Genomic DNA, 20,398 nt, shown 5'->3' with positions numbered 1-20,398 from the left:
ACCGCCCAGGTCGATGGTGAACACCAGGATCCCATACACCGAATGTTCGGCGGAGGCACCGAGAACCAGCTGCCGAAGATGATGTGCACACAGCCGAACGCGGCAGCGCTGACGGCCGATGTCGTGGCGCCGGGCCCGACGGGCGGTATCGCGTAGCTTCGGCGGCGGAAAAGGCTTGGCGCACTGGGTTCGTCGATGACTATGGTCGCGATCATGGCGACGGCGAGACAGGCAGTGGTTGCGGATGCGGCGGAATTGGTGCGGCTGCGGGCGGTGATGTTGGAGTCGCTGGAGGCGCTGCGCGAATCGGCCCCCGGCGCGCCGGACTGGCGAGCGGCAGCCGCCGAAATCCTGGCCAAGGAATTGGCCGACCCGAACGGATCGATGACCGCATTCGTGGTCGATCGATCCGATGCCCCCGGCACGCTCGCGGCATGTGCCGTCGGCGTCGTCGAACATCTGCTGCCCTCGCCGCACAATCCGTCCGGTGTGCGCGGCTATGTCTTCAGCGTCGCGACCGAGGCCGATCAGCGGCGGCGCGGGTATTCACGCGCCTGTATGGTCGCCCTGCTGGACTGGTTCCGCGACCAGGGCGTGCTGCTGGTCGACCTCAATGCCTCCGAATACGGCGAACCGCTCTACACCGCACTGGGTTTCGTGCGGCAGGACGATCCGGGTATGCGACTGCGGCTCGGCTAGCGGGCCGAGCGGTCGAGCTCGACGATATCGGGAACGATCTCGCGGGTGGGACCGGTGCCGACGGCCGTGGCGTGCGCGTCGATGTCCACGATCTTCTCCTCGCCGCGAATGGCCTTCTCGCACCGGCGAGCCAGATCGTGACGATCGGCGCCGGGCTGCTCGAGCGGCAGCAGCGTGATCTCGGCGACCACACCCTTGGAGCGCAACACCCGCCGGGCCGAATCGAGGAAGGTGTCCACGCCGACGAAGCCGGGCACGGTCGACAGCTCGCCGTCGGAATCGAGGTAGCGCAACCGAATCGGCTGCACCGCGACCTCGGCGTCGACCGCGGCCTGGAACAGCGCCGCACGCGGGCGGCCGTGCGCGCGACCGCACCACGTGGTGCCCTCGGGGAACATGGCGATCCGCTCCCCCGCCACCAGGCGCTGCGCCATGGCGTCGATCACCCCGGGCAGCTGCCGCAGCCGCTCGCGCTCGATCGGGATGACCCGCATCAGCCGGGCCAGCTTGCCGAGCACCGGCCAGTCGATCAGATCCGCGCGGGCCACGAAGCCCATCGGATTCACCGCCGCCAACGCCAGGACATCGCTCCAGCCGACATGTCCGGCCACCACCAGCGTGCCGCGATCCGCGTCGGCCAGCGGCCCGCGCTGGTCGACGATCCGCAGCCGAATCCCGCAGCAGCGCAGCGCCGCACGGGCGAAGCGCCGTTGCAATCCGACCCGGCGCCGCTTGGGCGTGGCCAGATTGAGAACCGGGAAGGCGAACAGCAATCCGACCACGCCGAGCACCCGCGCGGCGGTGCGCACGGTTCCGGCGGCGGGGGCGATCTCGACGCAGCTCGGCCCGCACGGGCTCGACGGCATCCACGCGTGCACCGGGGCCGCGGGCGGACAGGCCAGCGATCCGGTGGTGGGTGACAGCAGTGCGGGGGTCATGTTCACCGTCCGTCGAAAGTGTTCGCGGCGCTTTGCAACCGCTCCAGATAGCGGGTGTTGATGGTGTCCAGTCCCAGCAGCGCGACGAAGTCGGCGACGGCGAAGGCGGGATCGTGTGCGGGTTCACCGCAGATCTCCGCGCCCAGGCGCAGATAGCCGCGCAGCAGCGGCGGCAGCTTGGGGCGGGCGGGCGGAACCAGCTCGTCGAGGGTGTGGCCGTCGACAACCACCGGATTGTGCGGGCGCACCCGCTGGGCGGGATCGCAGGCGTGCTTGGCCAGCAACAGATCTCGCACGCCGCGCACGTTCACGCCGGGCGCTTCGCCGGGGGTCTCGGCCATCGGCACCGAGACGCAGCCCATCACCCAGTCGTAACCGGTGAGCTGGATGTAGTGCAGGATGCCCGCCCACATGAGGGTCAGCACCGAACCGTTGCGGTGATCCGGTACCACGCAGGCGCGGCCCATCTCCACGATCCGCCGGCCCGCGGGATCCATATCGGTGAGGTCGAATTCGGTGGCGCTGTAATAGCCGCCCGCGGCGGAAACCTTGTCCGGCGGCAGCATTCGGTAGCAGCCGACGAACTGTTCGGTCAGCTCGTCACGCACCAGCAGGTGATCACAGTGCTCGTCGAACCGGTCGGCGTCCAGGCCCTCGGCGCTCTCGGGAATGTCGAAACCCGGCTCGGAGGCGAACACCTGATAGCGCAGCCGCTGGGCCGCCGTACGATGGTCGAGATCGGACGACACCACCAGGGAGTACTGCGGCCGCCCCACCCCGGCGTCCCCGGCCCGGCCCCCGGTCAGCACTGACGTAGTAGTCATATTCCTGATGAAGCCAGTCCGAATCGGCCCCGGGGCTACCGGTGAGTGTCGATCAAATGCCAGTCCGGTGAACGAGATACACGTCACACGCAGCGTTCACCGAGCCGATGCGTCAGGTTCGCCCAGTTTGCCTGGCGCACACTTTTCAGCAGGTCACCGACCCTCCAGCACCGTGGCACGGAATTCGGGCGCGGAAATGCGCCGGGTGTGGTCGATCAGAATCTCGGTCGTGCGGCGGACCCAATCGAGAATGGCCGCGTTCTGCTCCGGCGTGTAGCGCTCGTAGAGCTCGCTCATATCCTCGCCGAAGGGCGCGAATACCGCGCCGAGCAGTGCGCGCGATTCAGCGTTGGGCACCAACTCCACCAGCACCTTGCGGCGATCGTGCGGATCGCGCACGCGCCGGGCGTAGCCCGACTTCTCCAACCGATCCACCAGACCGGTGACCGCACCCGTGGTCAGCCCGGTGTGCTCGGCGATCGCACCGGCCGTCACCGAGCCGAGTCGATCCAGGGTGTCCATGCATTTTCGCTCGGATGCGCTGAGCCCCAACAACTTTCCCGTCGCCGCGTGAAAGTTGACCATGGCCGCCGCGAACTCGCGCCCGAAGGCGAGCCCGTCCTGCTTCTCCGTTGCCTCTTGCGCCATACGCTCAATATACCTTAGCTTCTAACTATCTTGGTAAGTAAGATACTTTTTGACCGAGGAGATGCTCATGTTCCAGGGGGAATCGCGTACCAGGCCCGTCCGGATCCTGGCGACCGTGGGCAATTTCGCCATCGATCTCTTGCTGCCGACCGTGCTGTACGCGGTGCTCGCGCCGACCGGGCTGCCCGCGGCGCTGCGGCTGTCCCTCGGCGGCAGCGTGGTCGCGGCCAAGGCCCTGGGCGGCCGGATCGGTGGCCGGTTCCGCTGGGGCCCGGCTCTGCTGACCGCGCTGATTCCCAGTGCGGCGCTGCTGGGCTGCCATCTCGCCGGATACAGCGACACCACGAGCATGGTCGCGGGCGCGATCGTCGCGGCGGTGATCGTGGTGACCGATCTGGCCTACACGCGCTTCGGCAGCGAAAATCCCCGGCCCTTGGATGGTTTCGCCGTGCTGGTGCTGCTCGAGGTGGTGGCGAGCGTGGTGCTGACCTCGCTGAGCGGTGACGCCCGCTTCGTACTGGCCCGCGCCTCGTTCTATATCGCGCTGGCCGGGGTGTACTTCTTCGTGAGTGCCTGGGGCACGGGGCCTTTCATGCAGGTGGCCCTGAAACCGGTACACACCGAGGGCGATCCCCCGCGCGTCGCCGCCTTCGACCGACTGTGGGCCGCCTCGTCCCGCTTCCGTCGTATCTATCGGGTGCTCACCGCGGCGCTGGGCCTCGTGCTGCTCGCCGACGCCGGGCTGCGCCTCGCCGTGATCTACAGCTATCCGCCCGACCGCGTGGGCGAATCCGCGCTGACCTCGAATCTGCCGCTGATCGTGCTGCTGGCGCTGTACTTCGTGATCGGTCGCACCTGGTCGGCGCCCCGGGCCGAGCGCATGCTCGACGCGGAGACCCGCGGCCGGGTCACCGCCGATCGCTGATCAGCCGCCCCATACATCCAACTCGCCGCTCTCTATGCGCCGCAAGGTCTTTCGCGACCACTCCAGATCCGCCCGGGTATGTTCGGCGACCAGCTGCAGATTATCGGCGACGTGGTACGGCGCGGCCTCGAGCGGATTGCCCGACCCCGCGAGAATTCGCCGCACGTCGCGCTCGAGACGGATGAGATCGGCCTCGAATTTCACGATCCGGCCGCGCAGCGCCGCCACCACCTCGTCGCGATCGGCCTGCGGAAACAGCGCGATCGTCGCGTAGTAGGGGTGTTTCGGCTGCTCGGTCGACCACAGCGACTCGCGGATCATGTCATCGAGCGTCTTCTCGCCCTCCGGCGTCATGCGATAACTCGTGCGCTCCGGCCGCGCACCGTCCTGTCCCACACCCTCGACCGCGATCAGACCCTCGCGCTGCAGGGTGTTCAACGCGCCGTAGATGGAACCGGGCTTGGCATTGGCCCATTCGTCGGCATGCCAGGACAGCAATTCCCGTCGCACGTCGTAGCCGTGCACCGGCTGCAGCATCCGCACCACCGCCAGCACCAGCATCCGAGTCGTAGGCACACCCATACCCGCAGGTTATCCCGCGCGGCCAGGAGGCCGGGGCTCAGCGGCGGTTGGCGCTGAGCAGATCGATCCCGAGCGCGGTGCACTGATGCCATACGGCCTTGCCGTCGCGCTGGGAGGTAATCAGCCCCGCCTCGCGAAGGGCCTTGGCCTGCATGGACGCCGCACCGATGGTGAGGCCCAGATCCAGGGCCAGTTCGGTGGTGGTGCGCTGCTGGATCACCGACTGCAGCGCCCGCGCGCGGGTGACCCCGAGCAGGGCCGCGATCGAGTCGGCGGGCTCCTCCTCGGCGTCCACCAGCGGCAGCGGGGTGGTCGACGGATACACCAGCAGTAAGCGGCCGTCGGGCAGGAACGCCACCAGCGGATGATCGGACCACAGCAGACTGGGATACAGCAGAATGCCCTGACCGGTCGTGCTGACCGTGAGCTCGTGTGGCGAATCCGCCTCGAGGGTGGTGCCGCGCCAGCGCACCGAGGTGTCGGTGCCCGACAGCGCCGCGCGCAGGCCGTCGCGCGCCAGAATGCGCGTCCGCCAAGCGGTTTCGGCGTAGAAGGCGGTGCGCAGCCGCGGCCACTGGCGGGCGAGGATCGTGGTGTAGGCCGCGCGTAGCGCCTGGTACAGATCGTCCCATGCCTCGCGATCCTGTTCGGCCAGCTGAGTCAGCCACAGCGTCTGCGGGCGATCGATCGAGCACATCCGCTGCAGTTCGGCCGAGACCGTCTGCCGCGGGGTCGTCATGACCAGCTCGATACCCTCCTCGACATCCGGGGTGGGCGGTTCGAGGAAATCCGGGCCCACGCCCAGCGGCGAGATCAATTGCAGCAGTGGACGAGCCCGCGGCGGCAGCATCCGCGAGACCTGCCGCCGCCAAGGGGTGAAGATCGGATGCGAATCCCGGCGCTGCAGCATCGCGACCGCGATCGCGAGTTCCGTCAGCGGTAGTGGCTGCTCCGCGATGGATACCCGAAGAAGATCATCAGCAGTGCAATGGATTCGCAACATACTGCGCCGCCTCCATATCGAGGATTCAGCCAGAGCTTAAACCATCGCACAGCGGTCGACCACCATGAAAACATCATCCCAAAAGGTATGAGTGGTAAGGGATTTCAAAAACTGCCAGGAAGCTCCGCTGTGAGGGGAGTCCTCCGCGCCCGTCGAGGTTCGGAGGACGGCGGGGCGAATCAGAGGGGATTGTTCGGATCGCGTTCCGGCAGAGGTCGTTCCACGATCGTCGGGCGACCGAGCGGATTGCGTACCCGGCGCTTGGCGGCCTGGTACACCTGGATCGTCTCCGCGGCGACGACCTCCCAGGCGAAGTCCGCGGTCAGGCGTTCGCGGGCGGCCAGGGCCCGGTCCTGGGCGGCCATCGGATCGTCGAGTACCGCGATGACGGCCTCCACGAGACCGTTCACATCCGCGGGTTCGAACGACGCGCCGGTCACACCGTCGATCACCAGCTCGCCCAGCCCGCCCGCGGTCGAGGTGACCAGCGGGGTTCCGGCGGCGGCCGCCTCGAGGGCGACGATGCCGAACGGTTCGTAGCGGCTCGGGAGCACGATCGCGTCGGCCCCGTGCAACCAACCGAGCAGTTCCGTATGGTCCAGGCGCCCGGCGAAATTCACCGCGCGGGCGACTCGATGCACGCGGGCGCGTTCACGCAGCCAGTCGAATTGGGTGCCGACACCGGCGACGGTCAGTGTCGCGCCCGGATGCGCTCGGCGGATCCGGGGCAGCGCGGCGATCGCGTCCTGAACGCCCTTCTCGTATTCCAGCCGCCCGACATAGAGCAGCCGCGGCGGACCCGAACGCGGCGCGCGCTCGCGAAAGGTCCACGCGCCCACGTCGATTCCATTGCGAATGACCGTGACCGGCACATTCTCCGGTCCGTAGAGTCGCTCGACCTCGTCCTGCATGGAGGTCGAACAGGTGATGAGCGCGTCGGATTCGCGGGCCAGCCACCATTCGACCGAATGCACCTGCTTGTTGACCTTGCCCGACACCCAGCCGCTGTGCCGACCGGCCTCGGTGGCGTGGATCGTCGACACCAGAGGCACGTCGTAGTGTTCGGCCAGCGCGATCGCCGGATGGGCGACCAGCCAGTCGTGGGCGTGCACGACATCGGGGGTCCAGCCCTCGGCGATACCCGGCTTGCTCAGCGCGATTCCCGCCCGGACCATCGCGTGACCCATGGCCAGCGTCCAGGCCAGCATGTCGTCACCGAAGTCGAAGCAGGGCGGATCCTCCGCGACCGCGACGACCAGGACGCGGTCCTCGATGAAGGTGTGCGTGGGATGGGTCGAGGAGTCGGTGCCCATCGGACGGCGCGCCAGCACGACCACCTCGTGCCCGGCGGCGGCCAATTCGGTGGCCAGGTGGTGTACGTGGCGGCCCAGCCCGCCGACGACAACCGGTGGGTACTCCCACGACACCATCAAAATTTTCATGCGGGTCCTTCGAGGCGGCGCGCATCGAGCGCCGGGAACAGTCCGTCGGCCGCGTACCATCCTGCCGCCAACTGCCCGGCTTTGGCGAGTTGGCCGCCCGCGACGGCGGCGGCGATCTCCCGGACGGCATGGGCGTGCTGATGGGCGCGGTCGCGAGCGTAACCGGCCGCGGAGTCCTTGCTGACCATGAAGGCCCAATCACTGGACACGGCCAGGATCGCCTCGCGCAGCAGTTGATCGGCCACGCGATCGCGCGAGCCGTCGGCCTGCACCCGCATCTTGTCGAGCGTATCCAGCGCCAGCCGTACGACCTCGGCATTCAGCTCGACCAGATCCTGCACCTGATCACCGGCCCAGACTCGCCAATCCTTACCCGAACCCCATGAGGAATCGGCGAGTTGCACCGGCTCGCCGACATATCCACGATCGCGCGCGTCGGCGAGGGTGCCCACGGTGACCCCGGCCTCGGGCAGCGCGCGCAACACCTGTTCGAGCCACTGCGGGCCCTCGTGCCACCAGTGCCCGAACAGTTCGGTGTCGAATGCGGCCACCACCAGCGCCGGGCGGCCGATGCGCTCGGATTCGGCGATCAGGCGCTCACGCACGGTCCGCACGAAATCCTCGACATCGCGGCGCACCGCGGTCGCGGCGAGTTCGGGGTCGTAGGGAGCTTTGTCCGGACCGGCCACCTGCTTACCGGTGACACGGGCGGGTTTGAGACCGGTGTCGTGGTCGTAGTGATGGAAGTCGCGGTACTGCGCCTGGCCCGGATAACCGGATTTCGGCGACCACACCCGATAGCTGACCTGCAGATCCCGGCCGAAGGCGAGCACCGGTGAATCCCACACCGGCCGCCCGAGCGTCGTATCGCCGCGCAGTGCGGGACCGTCGACCATGAAATGCGTCACACCCGCGGCGGCATAGGTCGTTTCCATCCCGGGCGTGAAACCGCATTCGGGCGCCCAGATACCCGCGGGCGTATGACCCCAACGCTGCCGGGCGTCGGCCAGGCCCTCGGTCAGTTCGAACGAGCGCAGCCGCGCGTCCAGCAGCGGCTGGAACGGGTGGGCGAGCGGACCGCCCAGCAGTTCGATCGCCTCGGCATCGATCAGCTCGCGCCAGACCGGCGAACCGCCGTGCCGCCAGCGCAGTTCGAAATCGGCCAGCGCGTCGGTCGCGAGCCGATGCTCGTAATGCCCGAGCGTCGGATTGCCCGCCATCGCGGCCTCGTCGGCGCGCAGCCGCCAATTGCCCAGCCAGTGATGCATGGCCGACAGACTGTGCGGATCGTCGAGCTGGGCGGCCAGCACCGGGGTGATGCCGAAGCTGAGTAGATGCGAACGCCCTTCGGCGGCAAGGTTTCTCAGCACCCGCGCGACTGGAAGATAGGATGCGGCCCAGGACTGATAGAGCCACTCCTCACCCACCGGCCAGCGACCGTGATGGGCCAGCCACGGCAGATGGGAATGCAGTACCAGGGTGAACTGGCCCGGGACGGCGTTGTCGCTCAACGATTCACCGATCTTCGGACTTCACCGCGACGGCGACCAGATCCAGGCTCGCGTCGATATCGTCGGTGCGCAGGACGAAATCGTCGGTCCGCACGGCCGCGACGTCGGCGGCCAGTTCGGCGGGCCAGGGCTCACCGGCCAGCGCCCGCTCGATCTGGGCATCGATGATCGAGCCGCCCCATTTGGCGTCCAGCGCGATCAGTTCCGGGCCGTGGTGCACGCCGCTCATGAGTTCGACGCGGAATCCGGCCTGTTCCAACAGCTCCGACAGCTCGGCGGCATCGAGTTCGCGAGTGTGGAAGGGGTTCAACGGCGTATCGCGGCCCGGGGAGAAGGTGATCCGGTTGGGCGTGCTGATCAGCAGCGCGCCGCCCGGCCGCAGCACCCGCAGGCATTCGCGCAGGAACTGCGCCTGATCCCAGAGATGTTCGATGACTTGGAAATTCACCACCACATCGACCGAGGCGTCCTCGAACGGCAGCTCGGCCAGATTGCCCTGGATCATCTCCACCCGCGGATAGGCCGCCCGCACATGGTCCACCGCGCTGGCGTCGTAGTCCAGGCCGATCACGCGGGCGGCGACCTCGGCGATCATATTCGCGCCGTAGCCCTCCCCCGATCCGGCCTCGAGCACCACGCGCCCCGCGCAGCGATCGAGCAGCCGCGCGTAGGCGATCTCGTGACGGCGGAACCAGTAGTTCTCCTCGGGGATACCCGGCACGGTCCGCTCACCGGTCAGCGGCAGCGGATCCACGGGTACGGCCTCACTCATTCACTCGACGTTAGCGGCTGGCCGTAGCACACGAGGACTCGGAGTGGCGATGGAGAACATCACACCGTAAGTTACCCATGAGTAACTTAACGTAGGGTAATGTCCGTGCACGAGCTATTCGTGGACGTACGGCCTACGTGCGACCCCACCCACGTGCCACCAGAACAGGAGGTCGACGAAGACCAATGCCGAACATCGTCGTACTCATCAAGCAGGTTCCCGACACCTGGTCCGAGCGCAAGCTGTCCGATGGCGACTACACCCTCGACCGCGAGGCCGCCGACGCCATCCTGGACGAAATCAACGAGCGTGCCGTCGAAGAGGCCCTGTTGATCAAGGAGGCCCAGGGCGGCGAGGTCACCGTGCTCGCGATGGGTCCCGAGCGTGCCACCGAGGCCATCCGCAAGGCGCTGTCCATGGGCGCCGACAAGGCCATCCACGTCAAGGACGACGCGATCCACGGCTCCGACGCCGTGCAGACCGCGTGGGTCCTGGCCGGTGCGCTGGGCCAGATCGAGGGCATCGAGCTGGTCATCGCCGGCAACGAGGCGACCGACGGCCGCGCGGGCGCTGTCCCGGCGATCATCGCCGAGTACCTGGGCATTCCGCAGCTGACGCATCTGCGCAAGCTGGCCGTCGACGGTGACAAGATCACCGGTGAGCGCGAGACCGACGAGGGCATCTTCAAGCTCGAGGCCTCGCTGCCGGCCATCGTCTCGGTCACCGAGAAGATCAACGAGCCGCGCTTCCCCTCCTTCAAGGGCATCATGGCCGCGAAGAAGAAGGAAGTGCAGACCTTCACCCTGGCCGACCTGGGCATCGACCCGTCGACCGTCGGTGTGGGCAACGCGGGTTCCGCGGTCTCCGGTGTCACCCCGAAGCCGCCGCGCACGGCGGGCGAGAAGATCGTCGACGAGGGAGAGGGCGGCTCGCAGATCGCCCAGTACCTCATCGGTCAGAAGATCATCTGATTCCGCCCCCGAGCCAACCACTTCAGGAGAAAAACCATGGCAGAAGTACTCGTGCTCGTGGAGCACGCCGAAGGTGCCCCGAAGAAGGTCACCAGTGAGCTGCTGACCGCCGCCCGCACGCTGGGCACCCCGTCGGCCGTCGTGCTGGGCTCCGCCGGCACCGCCGACAAGCTGGCCGACGCGCTGACCGCCGCGGGTGCGGAGAAGATCTATGTCGCCGAATCCGACGATGTCGAGGGCTTCCTGGTCACCCCGAAGGTCGACGTGCTCGCCGGCCTGGTCGAATCCGCTTCGCCCGCCGCCGTTCTGGTGGCCGCCTCGGCCGAGGGCAAGGAGGTGTCGGGCCGCCTCGCCGCCCGCATCGGTTCCGGCCTGCTGGTCGACGTCATCGATATCAAGGAGGACGGCACCGCCGTGCACTCCATCTTCGGTGGCGCGTTCACCGTGGACGCCAAGGCCACCGGCGATCTGCCGGTGATCTCGGTGCGCCCGGGCGCGATCGAGGCCAAGCCGCAGTCCGGCGCCGGCGAGAAGGTCACCGTCGAGGTCCCGGCCCAGGAGGAGGGCGTCACCAAGGTGACCGCCCGCGAGCCCATCACCGGCGGCGACCGTCCGGAGCTCACCGAGGCGACCATCGTGGTGTCCGGTGGCCGCGGCGTCGGCAGTGAGGACAACTTCCACAAGGTCGTCGAGCCGCTGGCCGACGCGCTGGGCGCCGCGGTCGGCGCTTCGCGCGCCGCCGTCGACTCGGGCTACTACCCGGGCCAGTTCCAGGTCGGCCAGACCGGTAAGACGGTCTCCCCGCAGCTGTACATCGCGCTGGGCATCTCCGGCGCCATCCAGCACCGCGCGGGCATGCAGACCTCGAAGACCATCGTCGCCGTCAACAAGGACGAAGAGGCGCCGATCTTCGAGATCAGCGATTACGGCATCGTGGGCGATCTGTTCAACGTCGCCCCGCAGCTGACCGAGGCCGTGAAGACCCACAAGGGTTAGCATTCCTCGCACAAGGGGCCCCGACCGAAAGGCCGGGGCCCCTTGGCTTTTCCGCTTATGACAGCGGCTTCGGCTGCCGGGCAAGACAATTCGCTGTGCCGAAGATGTTGAGCCGGGTTGAGCTCCCGTTCGGAAATGTTCCGTTTGTTCGAACGGGGTTCGTATATATGGCCATCACGCACAGATCCGCCTGCGTAGCGCTCGCCGCCGCGCTGCTCTGCGGGGCGGTCGTCGCCACCGCGCATGCCGACGATCCGACCGTCGGCTCTCCCGGTCTCGGCGATCCGTACTATCCGCTGGACGGCAATGGCGGATACGACGTCGACAACTACGATCTGGCGATCGATTACGAGCCGTCGACGCATGTGCTCACCGGTAGGGCGACCATCGCCGCCCGGGCCACCCAGCTGTTGACGGCGTTCAACTTCGATTACAAGGGCCCGGATATCAAAGGCGTCACCGTCAACGGCCTACCCGCCCGGTTCGATCGCAACGGCGAGCACGAGCTGACGATCACCCCGGCGCTGCCGCTGGTTCCGCTACTGCCGTTCACCGTCGTCGTCGACTACGCCGGTGACCGCGCAAGGCGCTGAACAAGCTCGACACCGAGCGGCCGGAGCACTGGCAGATTCCGCCCGGGAATCCCGGCGTGGGAAGGGAATTCACCTCCGTCTACACCCGCGGCCCGCTGTTCCTGCACGCGCTGCGCCGCACGATCGGCGATCAGGTGTTCTTCGCCGCGATCCACGACTGGGTTCAGGGCCACCGCGACGGTAACGACACCCTGCCCGAGTTCGAGCGTTTCGTCCAGCAGCGCCCGGGCCGCGATCTCGGCGGATTCTTCGACGCCTGGCTGATGCGGCCCACGCGCCCCGCCTACGAGTACCTCTATCCGGCCGGTTTGGGTTCCTGACGGTCCTCGCCGTCACCGTGCCGATTGGTGAGGATGCCGATGGCCGTGGGGATGCACAGCGCCAATCCCCACGGCACCTCCACCCAGAACGGCCAGAAGTATCCCGCGCCGGTGGCCAGCCAGATCAGAAGGCACAGGATGTTCACGAACACCCAGGGCGTCCACATGATGAAGACCCAGGTCGGCACCGCGGCGGAGCGCTTGGCGCGCTTGGCGTCCCGCTGCGCGGGCAGATCCGACAGGATCGGCACCAGATCACCATAGGTGCGCGCGGCATAGACATGCCGCACGCGCTCATCGAATTCATGCAGGGACAGGCGTCCCTCATCCATCGCCAGCCGCAACCGCGTGACGATCTTCTCGCGGTCGGCGTCGGACGCCCGCAGATTCTCGTTCCCCACGCCGGTCAGCGTAGAGCCGCAATTCGATTGCGCACAACGCTTCCGATCGGAAAGGTGGACGATATGCCGATCACCCTGCCTCCGGAGGTCGCGGACACCATCCGCGCCTACTTCCCCGAGCGCGGCGAGCAGTGGCTCGCCGACCTGCCGGCCACGGTGGAAAAGCGCTGCGCGGACTGGGGTCTCGAGCTGATCGGCGACGCCTTCCGCGGCGGTACGCACTCCTTCGTCGCGCCGGTGCGCCGCGCGGACGGTTCGGTGGCGGTACTGAAGGTGCCGGTGGTCGACGTGGAGAATCAGGGCGAGCCCACAGGGCTGTTCCACTACGACGGCGACGGCGCGGTGCGTCTGTACGACTACGACCGCGCGAGCGGTGCGCTGCTGCTGGAGTGGGCCCGCCCAGGAACACCGCTGCTGGAACAGCCTGGGTTTCCCAGTCTCGAGGGGCGGCCGGAGCACGTCTACCGGATCGAACGGGCCTGCCGATTGTATCGGCGGCTGCGCCGGGAGCCGGGCGAAAGTCCGGGTGACTTTCCGCCGCTGCCCGAGGCGGCGAGTATGGTGGCGGACTGGAGCGTCCGCTTCGGCGAGCCGGAATCCGCACTCGCACAGGCGGTTCCAGCGCGGTTGCTGGAAGATGCCGCGACGCTGTGCGGGGAGCTGGGTACGCCGGACGGACCGCTGCTGATCGTGAATCGCGACACCCATCTGGGTAATATCGTTGCCGCCGAGCGCGAGCCGTGGCTGCTCATCGATCCCAAGCCGTACCTGGGCGAAGCCGCCTTCGACGCGGGCTTTCTGATCCTGATCCAGGTGCAGTCCGATCCCACTGCCGCCCATGCCGCGGCGGTGGTCGCCCGCACGGCCGATGCCCTCGGGGTGGCGCCGCGGCGGGCGCGGACCTGGGCCTTCCTGCGCGCCATGGAGGAGATCGCGTGGTCGGTCGAGGACGACGATCGGGCCGTGCGGGCCTTACATCTGGCAACCGCGCAAGCCCTTGTCGTGTCATGAACGCAGGCCCGCGCCGCGTCGCCGGGAACCGCACGAGGCCAACGCATTTGCGACACACCCGATAGGACACCATTCGGTCGCGCATTTGTAACGAAAAGGTCGCTGCCACTCAGAATTGCTGATAATGTCTTGCCGTCGAGTGCCGGGAACCGGGCAATCCGGTAAGCGCTTCGAATCCCGGGATCTGCGACGCGGGTGTCCATCCGGCCGTGATGCTTGTGGTCGGCGAACTGAGGAAGGACGGGCGGCCGGGCGGCCGGCGACGAGGGAACCTGATGAATCAATCTACCGCCGTGACGATTTCGTGGATCCTCGCAGTCTTGGTCGTACTCGCCGTCGCCGCGGCGGTGGCCGCGGCCTCCTACGCGATGCGACAGCGCACCCGGGCGGCCCGCGCCCAGCGCGAACTACGCGACAAACTGGCCGAGACCGAACAGACCCTGCTCGCCCGTGAGGACGATTTCGCGCACGCCCTGCGTGCCCGCGAGGACGAATTCGAACGCGCCCTGCAGGCCCGCGACGACGAGTTGCAGCGCACGCTGCAGACCCGCGAGGACGAGCTCGAGCACTTCACCACCAGCACAATCGGATTCGTCTCCGAGGCGGTACGCCGCGGCGAGAGCCCGGTCGAACTGCAACTCGGCGGCGATCGGTTCACCCATCTGCTGCAGTCTCTGGCCGATCGCAGCGCCGACGAACTGCGCGCCATCGCCGGGGAGACCGAGAAGCGGGTGCGCGCGGAGGCGGAATACGCCACGCAGCGGGCGGTTTCGGAGGCCGAGACGCGCGCCCGCGTGGATCTGGAGCACTCCTCCCGCGAGGCGACCAGCGCCGCGGTCCGCGCCTTCGGCACCTCGGTGGTCAGCCTGGGCGCGGATGTCAGTCAGGTGGTCAGCTCCGCACTGCGCACTCATCGCGGCGACGAGGTGTACGAAACGCTGACCCGCATCGATCACAGTGTGCAGCAGATGATCCGCCAGGCGCAGTCGTATGTGATCGTCTGCGGTGGTCTGCCCGGTCGCCGCTGGCCGCAGCAGACCCTGACCGATGTGGTCGGCGGCGCGATCGGCCGTGTCCGCGACTTCACCCGGGTGCGCCCGCATCAGCTCGACCGCGTCGTGATCAGCCGCGCGGTCGAACCGCTGGTGCACACCCTGGCGACGCTGCTGGACAACGCGCTTCGCTATTCGCCGCCCACCTCGTTCGTGGATGTGACCTTCCAGGAGGGCCACCACGGCGTGACGGTGATCGTCGACGACGCAGGTGTGCGGATGAACGCCGAGCAGATGGAGGAGGCCCGGCAGGTGCTGGCCGGTGAGCGGGTGGTCGACATCCACTCCCTCGGACCCGCACCGCGCGTGGGCTTCCCGGGTATCGCCGCGCTGGCCCGCCGCTACGGCTTCACCGTCTACATCGACGGCCCCAACGCCTACGGCGGCATGCGCGCCATGGTCTACATTCCCGAGGCCCTGCTGGCCCAGCCCCCGGCCCCGCAGGTCCCGGCCGAAATCACCGCCGCCCCAGCGGCCGCCGCGCTCACCCGCGCCGAGGCCGCGGCCCCCGTCTCGGTCGAGGCCGCCGCCCCGGTGACCGTCTCCATCGTTCCCGCGGCCGAAACCCCCACCGCCCCGCCGCTTCCCGCGCCCGCGGCTCAGGCCGCCATCGAGAACCAGTTCCCTCCCGCGGAGCTCACCAGGCCCACCGCGGTGCCCGAACCGGCGGGCGATCCCACGCCGACCACGATCTCCGCTCCCGTCGCCGCCATCAGGCCCGCGCCGGAACTCACCCGGGACGAGGACGCCGACGAGTCGACCGTGCACGACATCACCCCCGGCGGACTGCCGCGGCGGCGACGCCGCACCGTCGCGGTCTCCACGCTGACGCGCGGTCCGCGCACCGATGACGCCCTCCCCCGAACCGATATCGCCGCAGCGTGGCACAGCGGCTCACAGAGTGGCCGTGCCGCCGCATACGATCACACCGAAGGGATGACATCCTGATGGGCACACCTTTGACGGCCGTTGCCGACGGCACCAACAAGCTGGCCTGGATGCTCGAGGACCTGACCGTTCCCGGCGTCCGGTTCGCGGTGCTGCTGTCCGAGGACGGCCTGCGCATCGCGCACTCCGGCCAGATCTCCGTCGACGACGCCGAACGTTTCGCCGCCGCCGCGTCGGGGCTGCGGTCGCTCGGCAAGGCCCTGGGCGAATTCGCCGGCGCGGCGAATTCGGTGCGGCAGAACATGACCGAGTACGACAACGGGATGATCTTCATCACCGCGGCCGGCGAGGGCGCCCTGATCGGCGTCTCGACCACCGACGATGTGGACGTCAGCCTGATCGCACACCGAATGAACGAACTAGCCGCGCGGGTCGGCCGCGAACTCGGCGCCCTGCCGCGCCAGCGGTAAGGCCGCCGTCATGCGGCACCGACGCGATCCCGATCTGGTCCGGGCCTATGTGCGCACCGGGGGGCGCTCGCGTGCCACCCGGCAACTGGATCTGGTGACTCTCGTTCTGGCAGCGAATGATCCGGCGCCCGGAATCAGTTCCGACGCGCGCCGGGTCATCGGTGTGTGCAGTCGGCGCGGCGCCCTGTCGATCGCCGAGATCGCCGCCTATCTCGACCTGCCGCCGTCGGTGGTGAAGATCCTCGCATCCGATCTTCTCGACAGCGGTCACCTGGTTCTCCCCGCCCCGGCCGAACCGATGCCGGAACTCGCCCTGCTCGAGGAGGTACTGAATGGGCTCCGCGCTCTCGCCGTCTGAGCGCACCGTGGACTACGTCCCCGAGACCGTCACCAGATCGGTGAAGCTGTTGGTGGCGGGCAACTTCGGGGTCGGCAAGACCACCTTCGTGTCCAGCGTCTCGGAGATCAAGCCGCTGCGCACCGAGGAGACCATCACCGAGGCCAGTGTCGGTGTGGACGATATGGCCGGATTACCCGGTAAGCAGACCACCACCGTCGCCATGGATTTCGGTCGCGTCACGCTGAATCCGACGCTGGCGCTGTATCTGTTCGGCACGCCCGGGCAGCAGCGGTTCGTACCACTGTGGGAGGAGTTGGCCACCGGCGCGCTCGGCGCGCTGGTACTGGTCGACACCCGTCGCATCGATAAGGCCGATGAGGTGCTCGCCACGCTCGAGGAGCGCGGCGTGCCGTATTCGGTGGCGGTCAACGAATTCGAGGGCGGGCCGCGCTATCCGCTGCACGAGATTCGCGACGCCCTCGACCTGGCCCCCGACACGCCGCTCACCGCGTTGGACGCGCGCGAGCGGCTCGGCTGCGTCGAATCGCTCATCACCCTCGTCGAATATCTGTTCCGACGCTTGGAGTCTCGCCTTTGACCACCTCCGACCCGGCCCGTACCCGGACCTCGCACGGTTCGCCGATCGACAGCGACGGCCCGCGCATTCCGATGTACACCGAGGAATTCGCCGCGGATCCGCACGCGGTCTATCGCGAGATGCGCCGGCGGTTCGGGTCACTGGCCCCGGTCGAGCTGGCTCCGGACGTGCCCGCCACGCTGGTGATCGGCTACCGCACCGCGGTGCGAATCCTCAACGACCCCGAGCATTTTCCCGCCGACCCGCGCACCTGGCAGAAGACCGCGCCCGCGGACAGTCCGGTGATGCCGATGCTGGAATGGCGGCCCAACGCGCTGCGCAGCGCGGGGCTCGAGCACACCCGCTACCGCGAGGCCAATGTGGCCGCGGTCAACGCCGTCGATCTGCACGCGCTGCACGCGGTGGTGGAGCGGATCGCGGTGCCACTGATCAATCAGTTCTGTGAATCCGGTGAGGCGGATCTACAGGGGCAGTACGCCTTTCCGCTGGCCTTCGAGGCGGTCAACGCGCTGCTGGGCTGCCCGCCGGAGATCGGGCAGCGCATCGCCGAGGGCATGGCCGCCATCTGGGACGGCGTCAACGCCGACAAGGGCAATCTGATGCTCAGCGAGGCGGTGCTGGAACTGGTGCTGCTCAAGCGGGATCAGCCCGGCGACGACATCGTCTCGCGGCTGGTCGCGCATGCGGCGGCACTGACCGACGAGGAGATGCTGCATCAGATCGTCACGCTCTACGGCGCGGGTATCGAACCGGCGCAGAACCTCATCACCAATACACTGCTGCTGATGTTCACCGACGAGCGTTTCGCCGGTGGCCTGCTCGGCGGCGCGCTGTCCAGTCGCGACGCCATCGACGAGGTGCTGTTCACCGATCCGCCCGCCGCGAACTACTGCGTGAGCTATCCGCGCCAGCCGATCCTCATCGACGATGTGTGGTTACCCGCGCATCAGCCGGTCGTGATCAGCATGGCCGCCTGCAACAACGATCCCGCCGTCGGTGCGCGCCAATTCACCGACAACCGTTCACATCTCGCGTGGAGTATCGGGCCACACGCCTGTCCCGCGCGCTCGCCGGCTTATCTGATCGCCCAGGACGCGATCGATCAGCTGCTCGACGCATTACCGGAAATACGTCTGGCCGTACCCGGTTCGGCCCTGCAGTGGCGGCCGGGGCCGTTCCACCGCGCGCTGGCCGCGCTGCCGGTCGTATTTCCGCCGAGTCCTCCGTTGAACATCATGTAAGGAGAACATCGTGTCGAGCAATCCGATCGTATTGGATCCCACCGGTTCCGATATCCAGGGCGAAATTCGGCGACTACGCGAGCGCGGGCCGGCCACCCGCGTCGAGCTGCCCGGCGGGGTGGTCGCCTGGTCGATCACCGATACCGCCCTGCTCGAGCGCCTGCTGACCGACTCGCGCGTCTCCAAGGATGCGCGGCAGCACTGGCCCGCCTTCGCGGGCGGTGAGATTCCGCCGGATTGGCCGCTGTATCTCTGGGTGGCCGTGAACAATATGTTCACCGCCTATGGTTCCGAACATCGCCGCCTGCGCAAACTGGTCGCGCCCGCGTTCACCGCGCGCCGCACGACCGCGCTGCAGTCGAATATCGAGGCCATAATCGACGATCTGCTGAACGCGTTGGCGGACAAGCCGTCCGGTGCGGTCGTGGATATGCGCGAGGCGTTCTGCTTCCCGCTGCCGATCCGGGTGATCGCGGAGCTGATGGGCGTGCCCGACGCCCTGCTGCCCGGACTGCGCAAATGTTCCGACGGCGTCTTCGACACCACCATGGGGCCCGAGGAATCGCAGGCCAATTATCTGGAGCTGTACCGAATCCTGGCCGAGTTGGTCGCCATCAAGCGCGCCGAACCCGGCGACGATATGACCAGCATGCTCATCGCCAATCGCGACGACGACGGCTCACATCTGACCGAACAGGAACTGCTCGACACCCTGCTGCTGGTGATCAGCGCGGGCCACGAGACCACGATCAACCTGCTCGATCAGGCGATCTTCGCCGCGCTCACCCATCCGGATCAATTGGCGGCGTTGCGATCCGGCGCGGTGCCCTGGTCCGAGCTGGTCGAGGAGACATTGCGCCACGAGAGCGCGGTCGTGCACACGCCGCTGCGCTACGCCGTCGAGGATATCGACGTGGACGGCGACGTCCGCATCGGCAAGGGCGACCCGATCATCGTCTGCTACGCCGGCCCCGGCCGCGACCCGAAGGTGCACGGCGACACCGCCGAAACCTTCGACGTCACCCGAACCAACAAGAACCACATGGGCTTCGGCTTCGGCGCCCACCACTGCCTGGGCGCACCCCTGGCCCGCCTGGAAGCGAACCTGGCCCTTCCCAAGCTGTTCGACCGCTTCCCCGACATGCGCCTGGCCGAGCCCGCCGACCGATTGAGCGCACTGCCGAGCTTCATCTCGAACGGACACGCGAAACTCCCGGTTCATCTGTAGGTCTCACCAACGCCCCGGCGTGCACGTCGGCATTCCTGGCGTGCACGTCCCGGCACGGCGTACCCGCTGCCGGGGCTCACTTGCGAGAGTTGAGCCTCTGCGACACAACAGCTTTCGAACGGAACAGTACCGGCATGACGGTGGTCGTGACGAGGGCGTCCACAGTGCACATGATCTGGCGCAGAGATCGTTCCAGCGGGTAGGCGGTAACGCCCAAGACGTTCTTGATCATCCGATCGGGCCTTCTCCGGCGGCGCGCTCGATGGCACTGACCAGCCGTTCCTGATGACGGGTGATCCAGGAGGCGCCCTCGTAGTTCTGCGCGAACGCCTCGATGAATTCCACCGGATCCTCCCCGACGACCGCGCGGATCGAGATTCCGTCCACCGCGCTCTGCTCGAACAGGTCGATGAGGTCTTCGAACATCGAAACACCGCCGCGCGCTCCGAAATACATCAGGTAATGCTCGAACGCCTCGACCGCGGTGCGGTAGTTCTCGGGAAGCTGCTTCACGCGCGCCTTGTACTGCCACCACCGTCGCTTCTCGCCGATATCGCCGACCAACTTCGAGAGGAACATGATCATCTGTCTCCTTCATGGAGCTGTTCGAGCCGTGCGGAGAGGAAGCTCCAGGTCCTCCAGAACTCGTCGAGATACTCGCGTCCCCGATCGTTGAGGGAGTACACCTTGCGCGGCGGCCCCTTCTCCGACGGAACCTTCTCCACGTCGACCAGTTCCCATTTCTCGATCCTGACGAGCAGGGCGTAGATGGTGCCCTCGGCGATGTCGGAGAACCCCTGATCTCGCAACCACGCCGTGATCTCGTAGCCGTACGCGGACCGCACGGACAAGATCGCCAGCACAATGCCTTCCAGCGTGCCCTTGAGCATCTCGGTCATCTGCCTGCCCATGGATCACCCCTTTCACTACTCAGCACCGCTGACT

General features: G+C 67.7%; 24 protein-coding genes. 13 read left to right on the top strand and 11 right to left on the bottom strand.

What is annotated here, in order from left to right; translation table 11 throughout:
• Window positions 1-213: 213 nt before the first annotated feature.
• On the top strand, window positions 214-699 hold the full coding sequence (locus NP4_RS03100) for a GNAT family N-acetyltransferase (protein WP_067992062.1): 486 nt from the start codon (window positions 214-216) through the stop codon (window positions 697-699).
• On the opposite strand, the gene NP4_RS03095 is transcribed toward NP4_RS03100, so the two are convergent.
• The 3 genes from NP4_RS03095 to NP4_RS03085 form a co-directional block, all read right to left on the bottom strand.
• Window positions 696-1,637 carry a lysophospholipid acyltransferase family protein gene (locus NP4_RS03095; RefSeq protein ID WP_245996949.1) on the bottom strand — a complete coding sequence of 314 codons (942 nt, stop codon included), beginning with the start codon at window positions 1,635-1,637 and terminating at the stop codon, window positions 696-698. The genes NP4_RS03100 and NP4_RS03095 overlap by 4 nt on opposite strands.
• Before the next feature lie 2 nt (window positions 1,638-1,639).
• Complete coding sequence (locus NP4_RS03090; RefSeq protein ID WP_067991387.1) at window positions 1,640-2,461, bottom strand: GNAT family N-acetyltransferase; 822 nt, start codon at window positions 2,459-2,461, stop codon at window positions 1,640-1,642.
• Window positions 2,462-2,614: 153 nt separating this feature from the next.
• The gene (locus tag NP4_RS03085) at window positions 2,615-3,109 is read right to left on the bottom strand and encodes a MarR family winged helix-turn-helix transcriptional regulator (RefSeq protein WP_067991383.1); all 495 of its coding nucleotides are present in this window, start codon (window positions 3,107-3,109) and stop codon (window positions 2,615-2,617) included.
• A gap of 67 nt (window positions 3,110-3,176) precedes the next feature.
• Here NP4_RS03085 and NP4_RS03080 point away from each other — a divergent pair, with 67 nt between their 5' ends.
• Complete coding sequence (locus tag NP4_RS03080; protein WP_147287834.1) at window positions 3,177-4,034, top strand: VC0807 family protein; 858 nt, start codon at window positions 3,177-3,179, stop codon at window positions 4,032-4,034.
• On the opposite strand, the gene NP4_RS03075 is transcribed toward NP4_RS03080, so the two are convergent.
• The 5 genes from NP4_RS03075 to NP4_RS03055 all read right to left on the bottom strand — a co-directional run bounded on the left by NP4_RS03075 (window position 4,035) and on the right by NP4_RS03055 (window position 9,344).
• Window positions 4,035-4,616, bottom strand: coding sequence for a PadR family transcriptional regulator (locus NP4_RS03075; protein ID WP_082875467.1), 582 nt, complete (start codon window positions 4,614-4,616; stop codon window positions 4,035-4,037).
• A gap of 37 nt (window positions 4,617-4,653) precedes the next feature.
• A complete protein-coding gene (locus tag NP4_RS03070; protein ID WP_067991375.1) occupies window positions 4,654-5,619 on the bottom strand; it encodes an ArsR/SmtB family transcription factor in 966 nt (321 codons plus the stop codon).
• Window positions 5,620-5,798: 179 nt separating this feature from the next.
• Complete coding sequence (locus NP4_RS03065; RefSeq protein WP_067991371.1) at window positions 5,799-7,061, bottom strand: glycosyltransferase family 4 protein; 1,263 nt, start codon at window positions 7,059-7,061, stop codon at window positions 5,799-5,801.
• Complete coding sequence (locus tag NP4_RS03060) at window positions 7,058-8,572, bottom strand: 1,4-alpha-glucan branching protein domain-containing protein (RefSeq protein WP_067991368.1); 1,515 nt, start codon at window positions 8,570-8,572, stop codon at window positions 7,058-7,060. The genes NP4_RS03065 and NP4_RS03060 overlap by 4 nt, the downstream gene beginning before the upstream one ends.
• Before the next feature lie 4 nt (window positions 8,573-8,576).
• The gene (locus NP4_RS03055) at window positions 8,577-9,344 is read right to left on the bottom strand and encodes a class I SAM-dependent methyltransferase (protein WP_067991365.1); all 768 of its coding nucleotides are present in this window, start codon (window positions 9,342-9,344) and stop codon (window positions 8,577-8,579) included.
• A 185-nt stretch (window positions 9,345-9,529) separates the two neighbouring features.
• Between NP4_RS03055 and NP4_RS03050 the strand changes: the two genes are divergently transcribed.
• The 4 genes from NP4_RS03050 to NP4_RS42325 all read left to right on the top strand — a co-directional run bounded on the left by NP4_RS03050 (window position 9,530) and on the right by NP4_RS42325 (window position 12,224).
• Complete coding sequence (locus NP4_RS03050) at window positions 9,530-10,315, top strand: electron transfer flavoprotein subunit beta/FixA family protein (RefSeq protein ID WP_062507412.1); 786 nt, start codon at window positions 9,530-9,532, stop codon at window positions 10,313-10,315.
• A 36-nt stretch (window positions 10,316-10,351) separates the two neighbouring features.
• Window positions 10,352-11,311 (top strand): electron transfer flavoprotein subunit alpha/FixB family protein, encoded by a 960-nt coding sequence (locus NP4_RS03045; protein WP_067991362.1) that lies wholly within the window; start codon window positions 10,352-10,354, stop codon window positions 11,309-11,311.
• Window positions 11,312-11,478: 167 nt separating this feature from the next.
• Complete coding sequence (locus NP4_RS42330) at window positions 11,479-11,904, top strand: gluzincin family metallopeptidase (RefSeq protein ID WP_067991359.1); 426 nt, start codon at window positions 11,479-11,481, stop codon at window positions 11,902-11,904.
• A gap of 56 nt (window positions 11,905-11,960) precedes the next feature.
• Window positions 11,961-12,224 (top strand): hypothetical protein, encoded by a 264-nt coding sequence (locus NP4_RS42325; protein ID WP_067991356.1) that lies wholly within the window; start codon window positions 11,961-11,963, stop codon window positions 12,222-12,224.
• On the opposite strand, the gene NP4_RS03030 is transcribed toward NP4_RS42325, so the two are convergent.
• The gene (locus NP4_RS03030) at window positions 12,200-12,625 is read right to left on the bottom strand and encodes a DUF1707 domain-containing protein (protein ID WP_067991354.1); all 426 of its coding nucleotides are present in this window, start codon (window positions 12,623-12,625) and stop codon (window positions 12,200-12,202) included. The genes NP4_RS42325 and NP4_RS03030 overlap by 25 nt on opposite strands.
• 63 nt (window positions 12,626-12,688) lie before the next feature.
• On the opposite strand from NP4_RS03030, the gene NP4_RS03025 reads away from it, so the two are divergent.
• From NP4_RS03025 to NP4_RS02995, 7 genes are all read left to right on the top strand, one after another.
• Window positions 12,689-13,636: an aminoglycoside phosphotransferase family protein gene (locus NP4_RS03025; protein ID WP_067992057.1), complete on the top strand. Its 948-nt coding sequence runs from the start codon at window positions 12,689-12,691 to the stop codon at window positions 13,634-13,636.
• Between the two features lie 293 nt (window positions 13,637-13,929).
• Window positions 13,930-15,636: an ATP-binding protein gene (locus tag NP4_RS42320; RefSeq protein ID WP_245996946.1), complete on the top strand. Its 1,707-nt coding sequence runs from the start codon at window positions 13,930-13,932 to the stop codon at window positions 15,634-15,636.
• Window positions 15,636-16,046 carry a roadblock/LC7 domain-containing protein gene (locus NP4_RS03015; protein WP_067991351.1) on the top strand — a complete coding sequence of 137 codons (411 nt, stop codon included), beginning with the start codon at window positions 15,636-15,638 and terminating at the stop codon, window positions 16,044-16,046. The genes NP4_RS42320 and NP4_RS03015 overlap by 1 nt, the downstream gene beginning before the upstream one ends.
• A gap of 10 nt (window positions 16,047-16,056) precedes the next feature.
• On the top strand, window positions 16,057-16,404 hold the full coding sequence (locus NP4_RS03010; protein WP_062507407.1) for a DUF742 domain-containing protein: 348 nt from the start codon (window positions 16,057-16,059) through the stop codon (window positions 16,402-16,404).
• Window positions 16,379-16,984 carry a GTP-binding protein gene (locus tag NP4_RS03005; protein ID WP_062507405.1) on the top strand — a complete coding sequence of 202 codons (606 nt, stop codon included), beginning with the start codon at window positions 16,379-16,381 and terminating at the stop codon, window positions 16,982-16,984. The genes NP4_RS03010 and NP4_RS03005 overlap by 26 nt, the downstream gene beginning before the upstream one ends.
• Window positions 16,981-18,225 (top strand): cytochrome P450, encoded by a 1,245-nt coding sequence (locus NP4_RS03000; RefSeq protein WP_067991348.1) that lies wholly within the window; start codon window positions 16,981-16,983, stop codon window positions 18,223-18,225. Before NP4_RS03005 ends, NP4_RS03000 begins: the two co-directional genes overlap by 4 nt.
• A 10-nt stretch (window positions 18,226-18,235) precedes the next feature.
• Window positions 18,236-19,453 (top strand): cytochrome P450 family protein, encoded by a 1,218-nt coding sequence (locus NP4_RS02995; RefSeq protein ID WP_082875466.1) that lies wholly within the window; start codon window positions 18,236-18,238, stop codon window positions 19,451-19,453.
• A 228-nt stretch (window positions 19,454-19,681) separates the two neighbouring features.
• Here NP4_RS02995 and NP4_RS02990 read toward each other — a convergent pair whose 3' ends face one another.
• Window positions 19,682-20,038 (bottom strand): DUF1048 domain-containing protein, encoded by a 357-nt coding sequence (locus tag NP4_RS02990; RefSeq protein ID WP_245996945.1) that lies wholly within the window; start codon window positions 20,036-20,038, stop codon window positions 19,682-19,684.
• The gene (locus tag NP4_RS02985) at window positions 20,035-20,364 is read right to left on the bottom strand and encodes a PadR family transcriptional regulator (RefSeq protein WP_067991342.1); all 330 of its coding nucleotides are present in this window, start codon (window positions 20,362-20,364) and stop codon (window positions 20,035-20,037) included. Before NP4_RS02985 ends, NP4_RS02990 begins: the two co-directional genes overlap by 4 nt.
• Window positions 20,365-20,398 lie beyond the last annotated feature (34 nt).

It is taken from the genome of Nocardia pseudobrasiliensis NBRC 108224 (genome assembly GCF_001613105.1).
In the GTDB taxonomy this organism is placed as follows: Bacteria; Actinomycetota; Actinomycetes; order Mycobacteriales; family Mycobacteriaceae; genus Nocardia; species Nocardia pseudobrasiliensis.
Note: the sequence above shows the minus strand (reverse complement) of the source record. Positions and strands in the feature narration are given on the sequence as shown.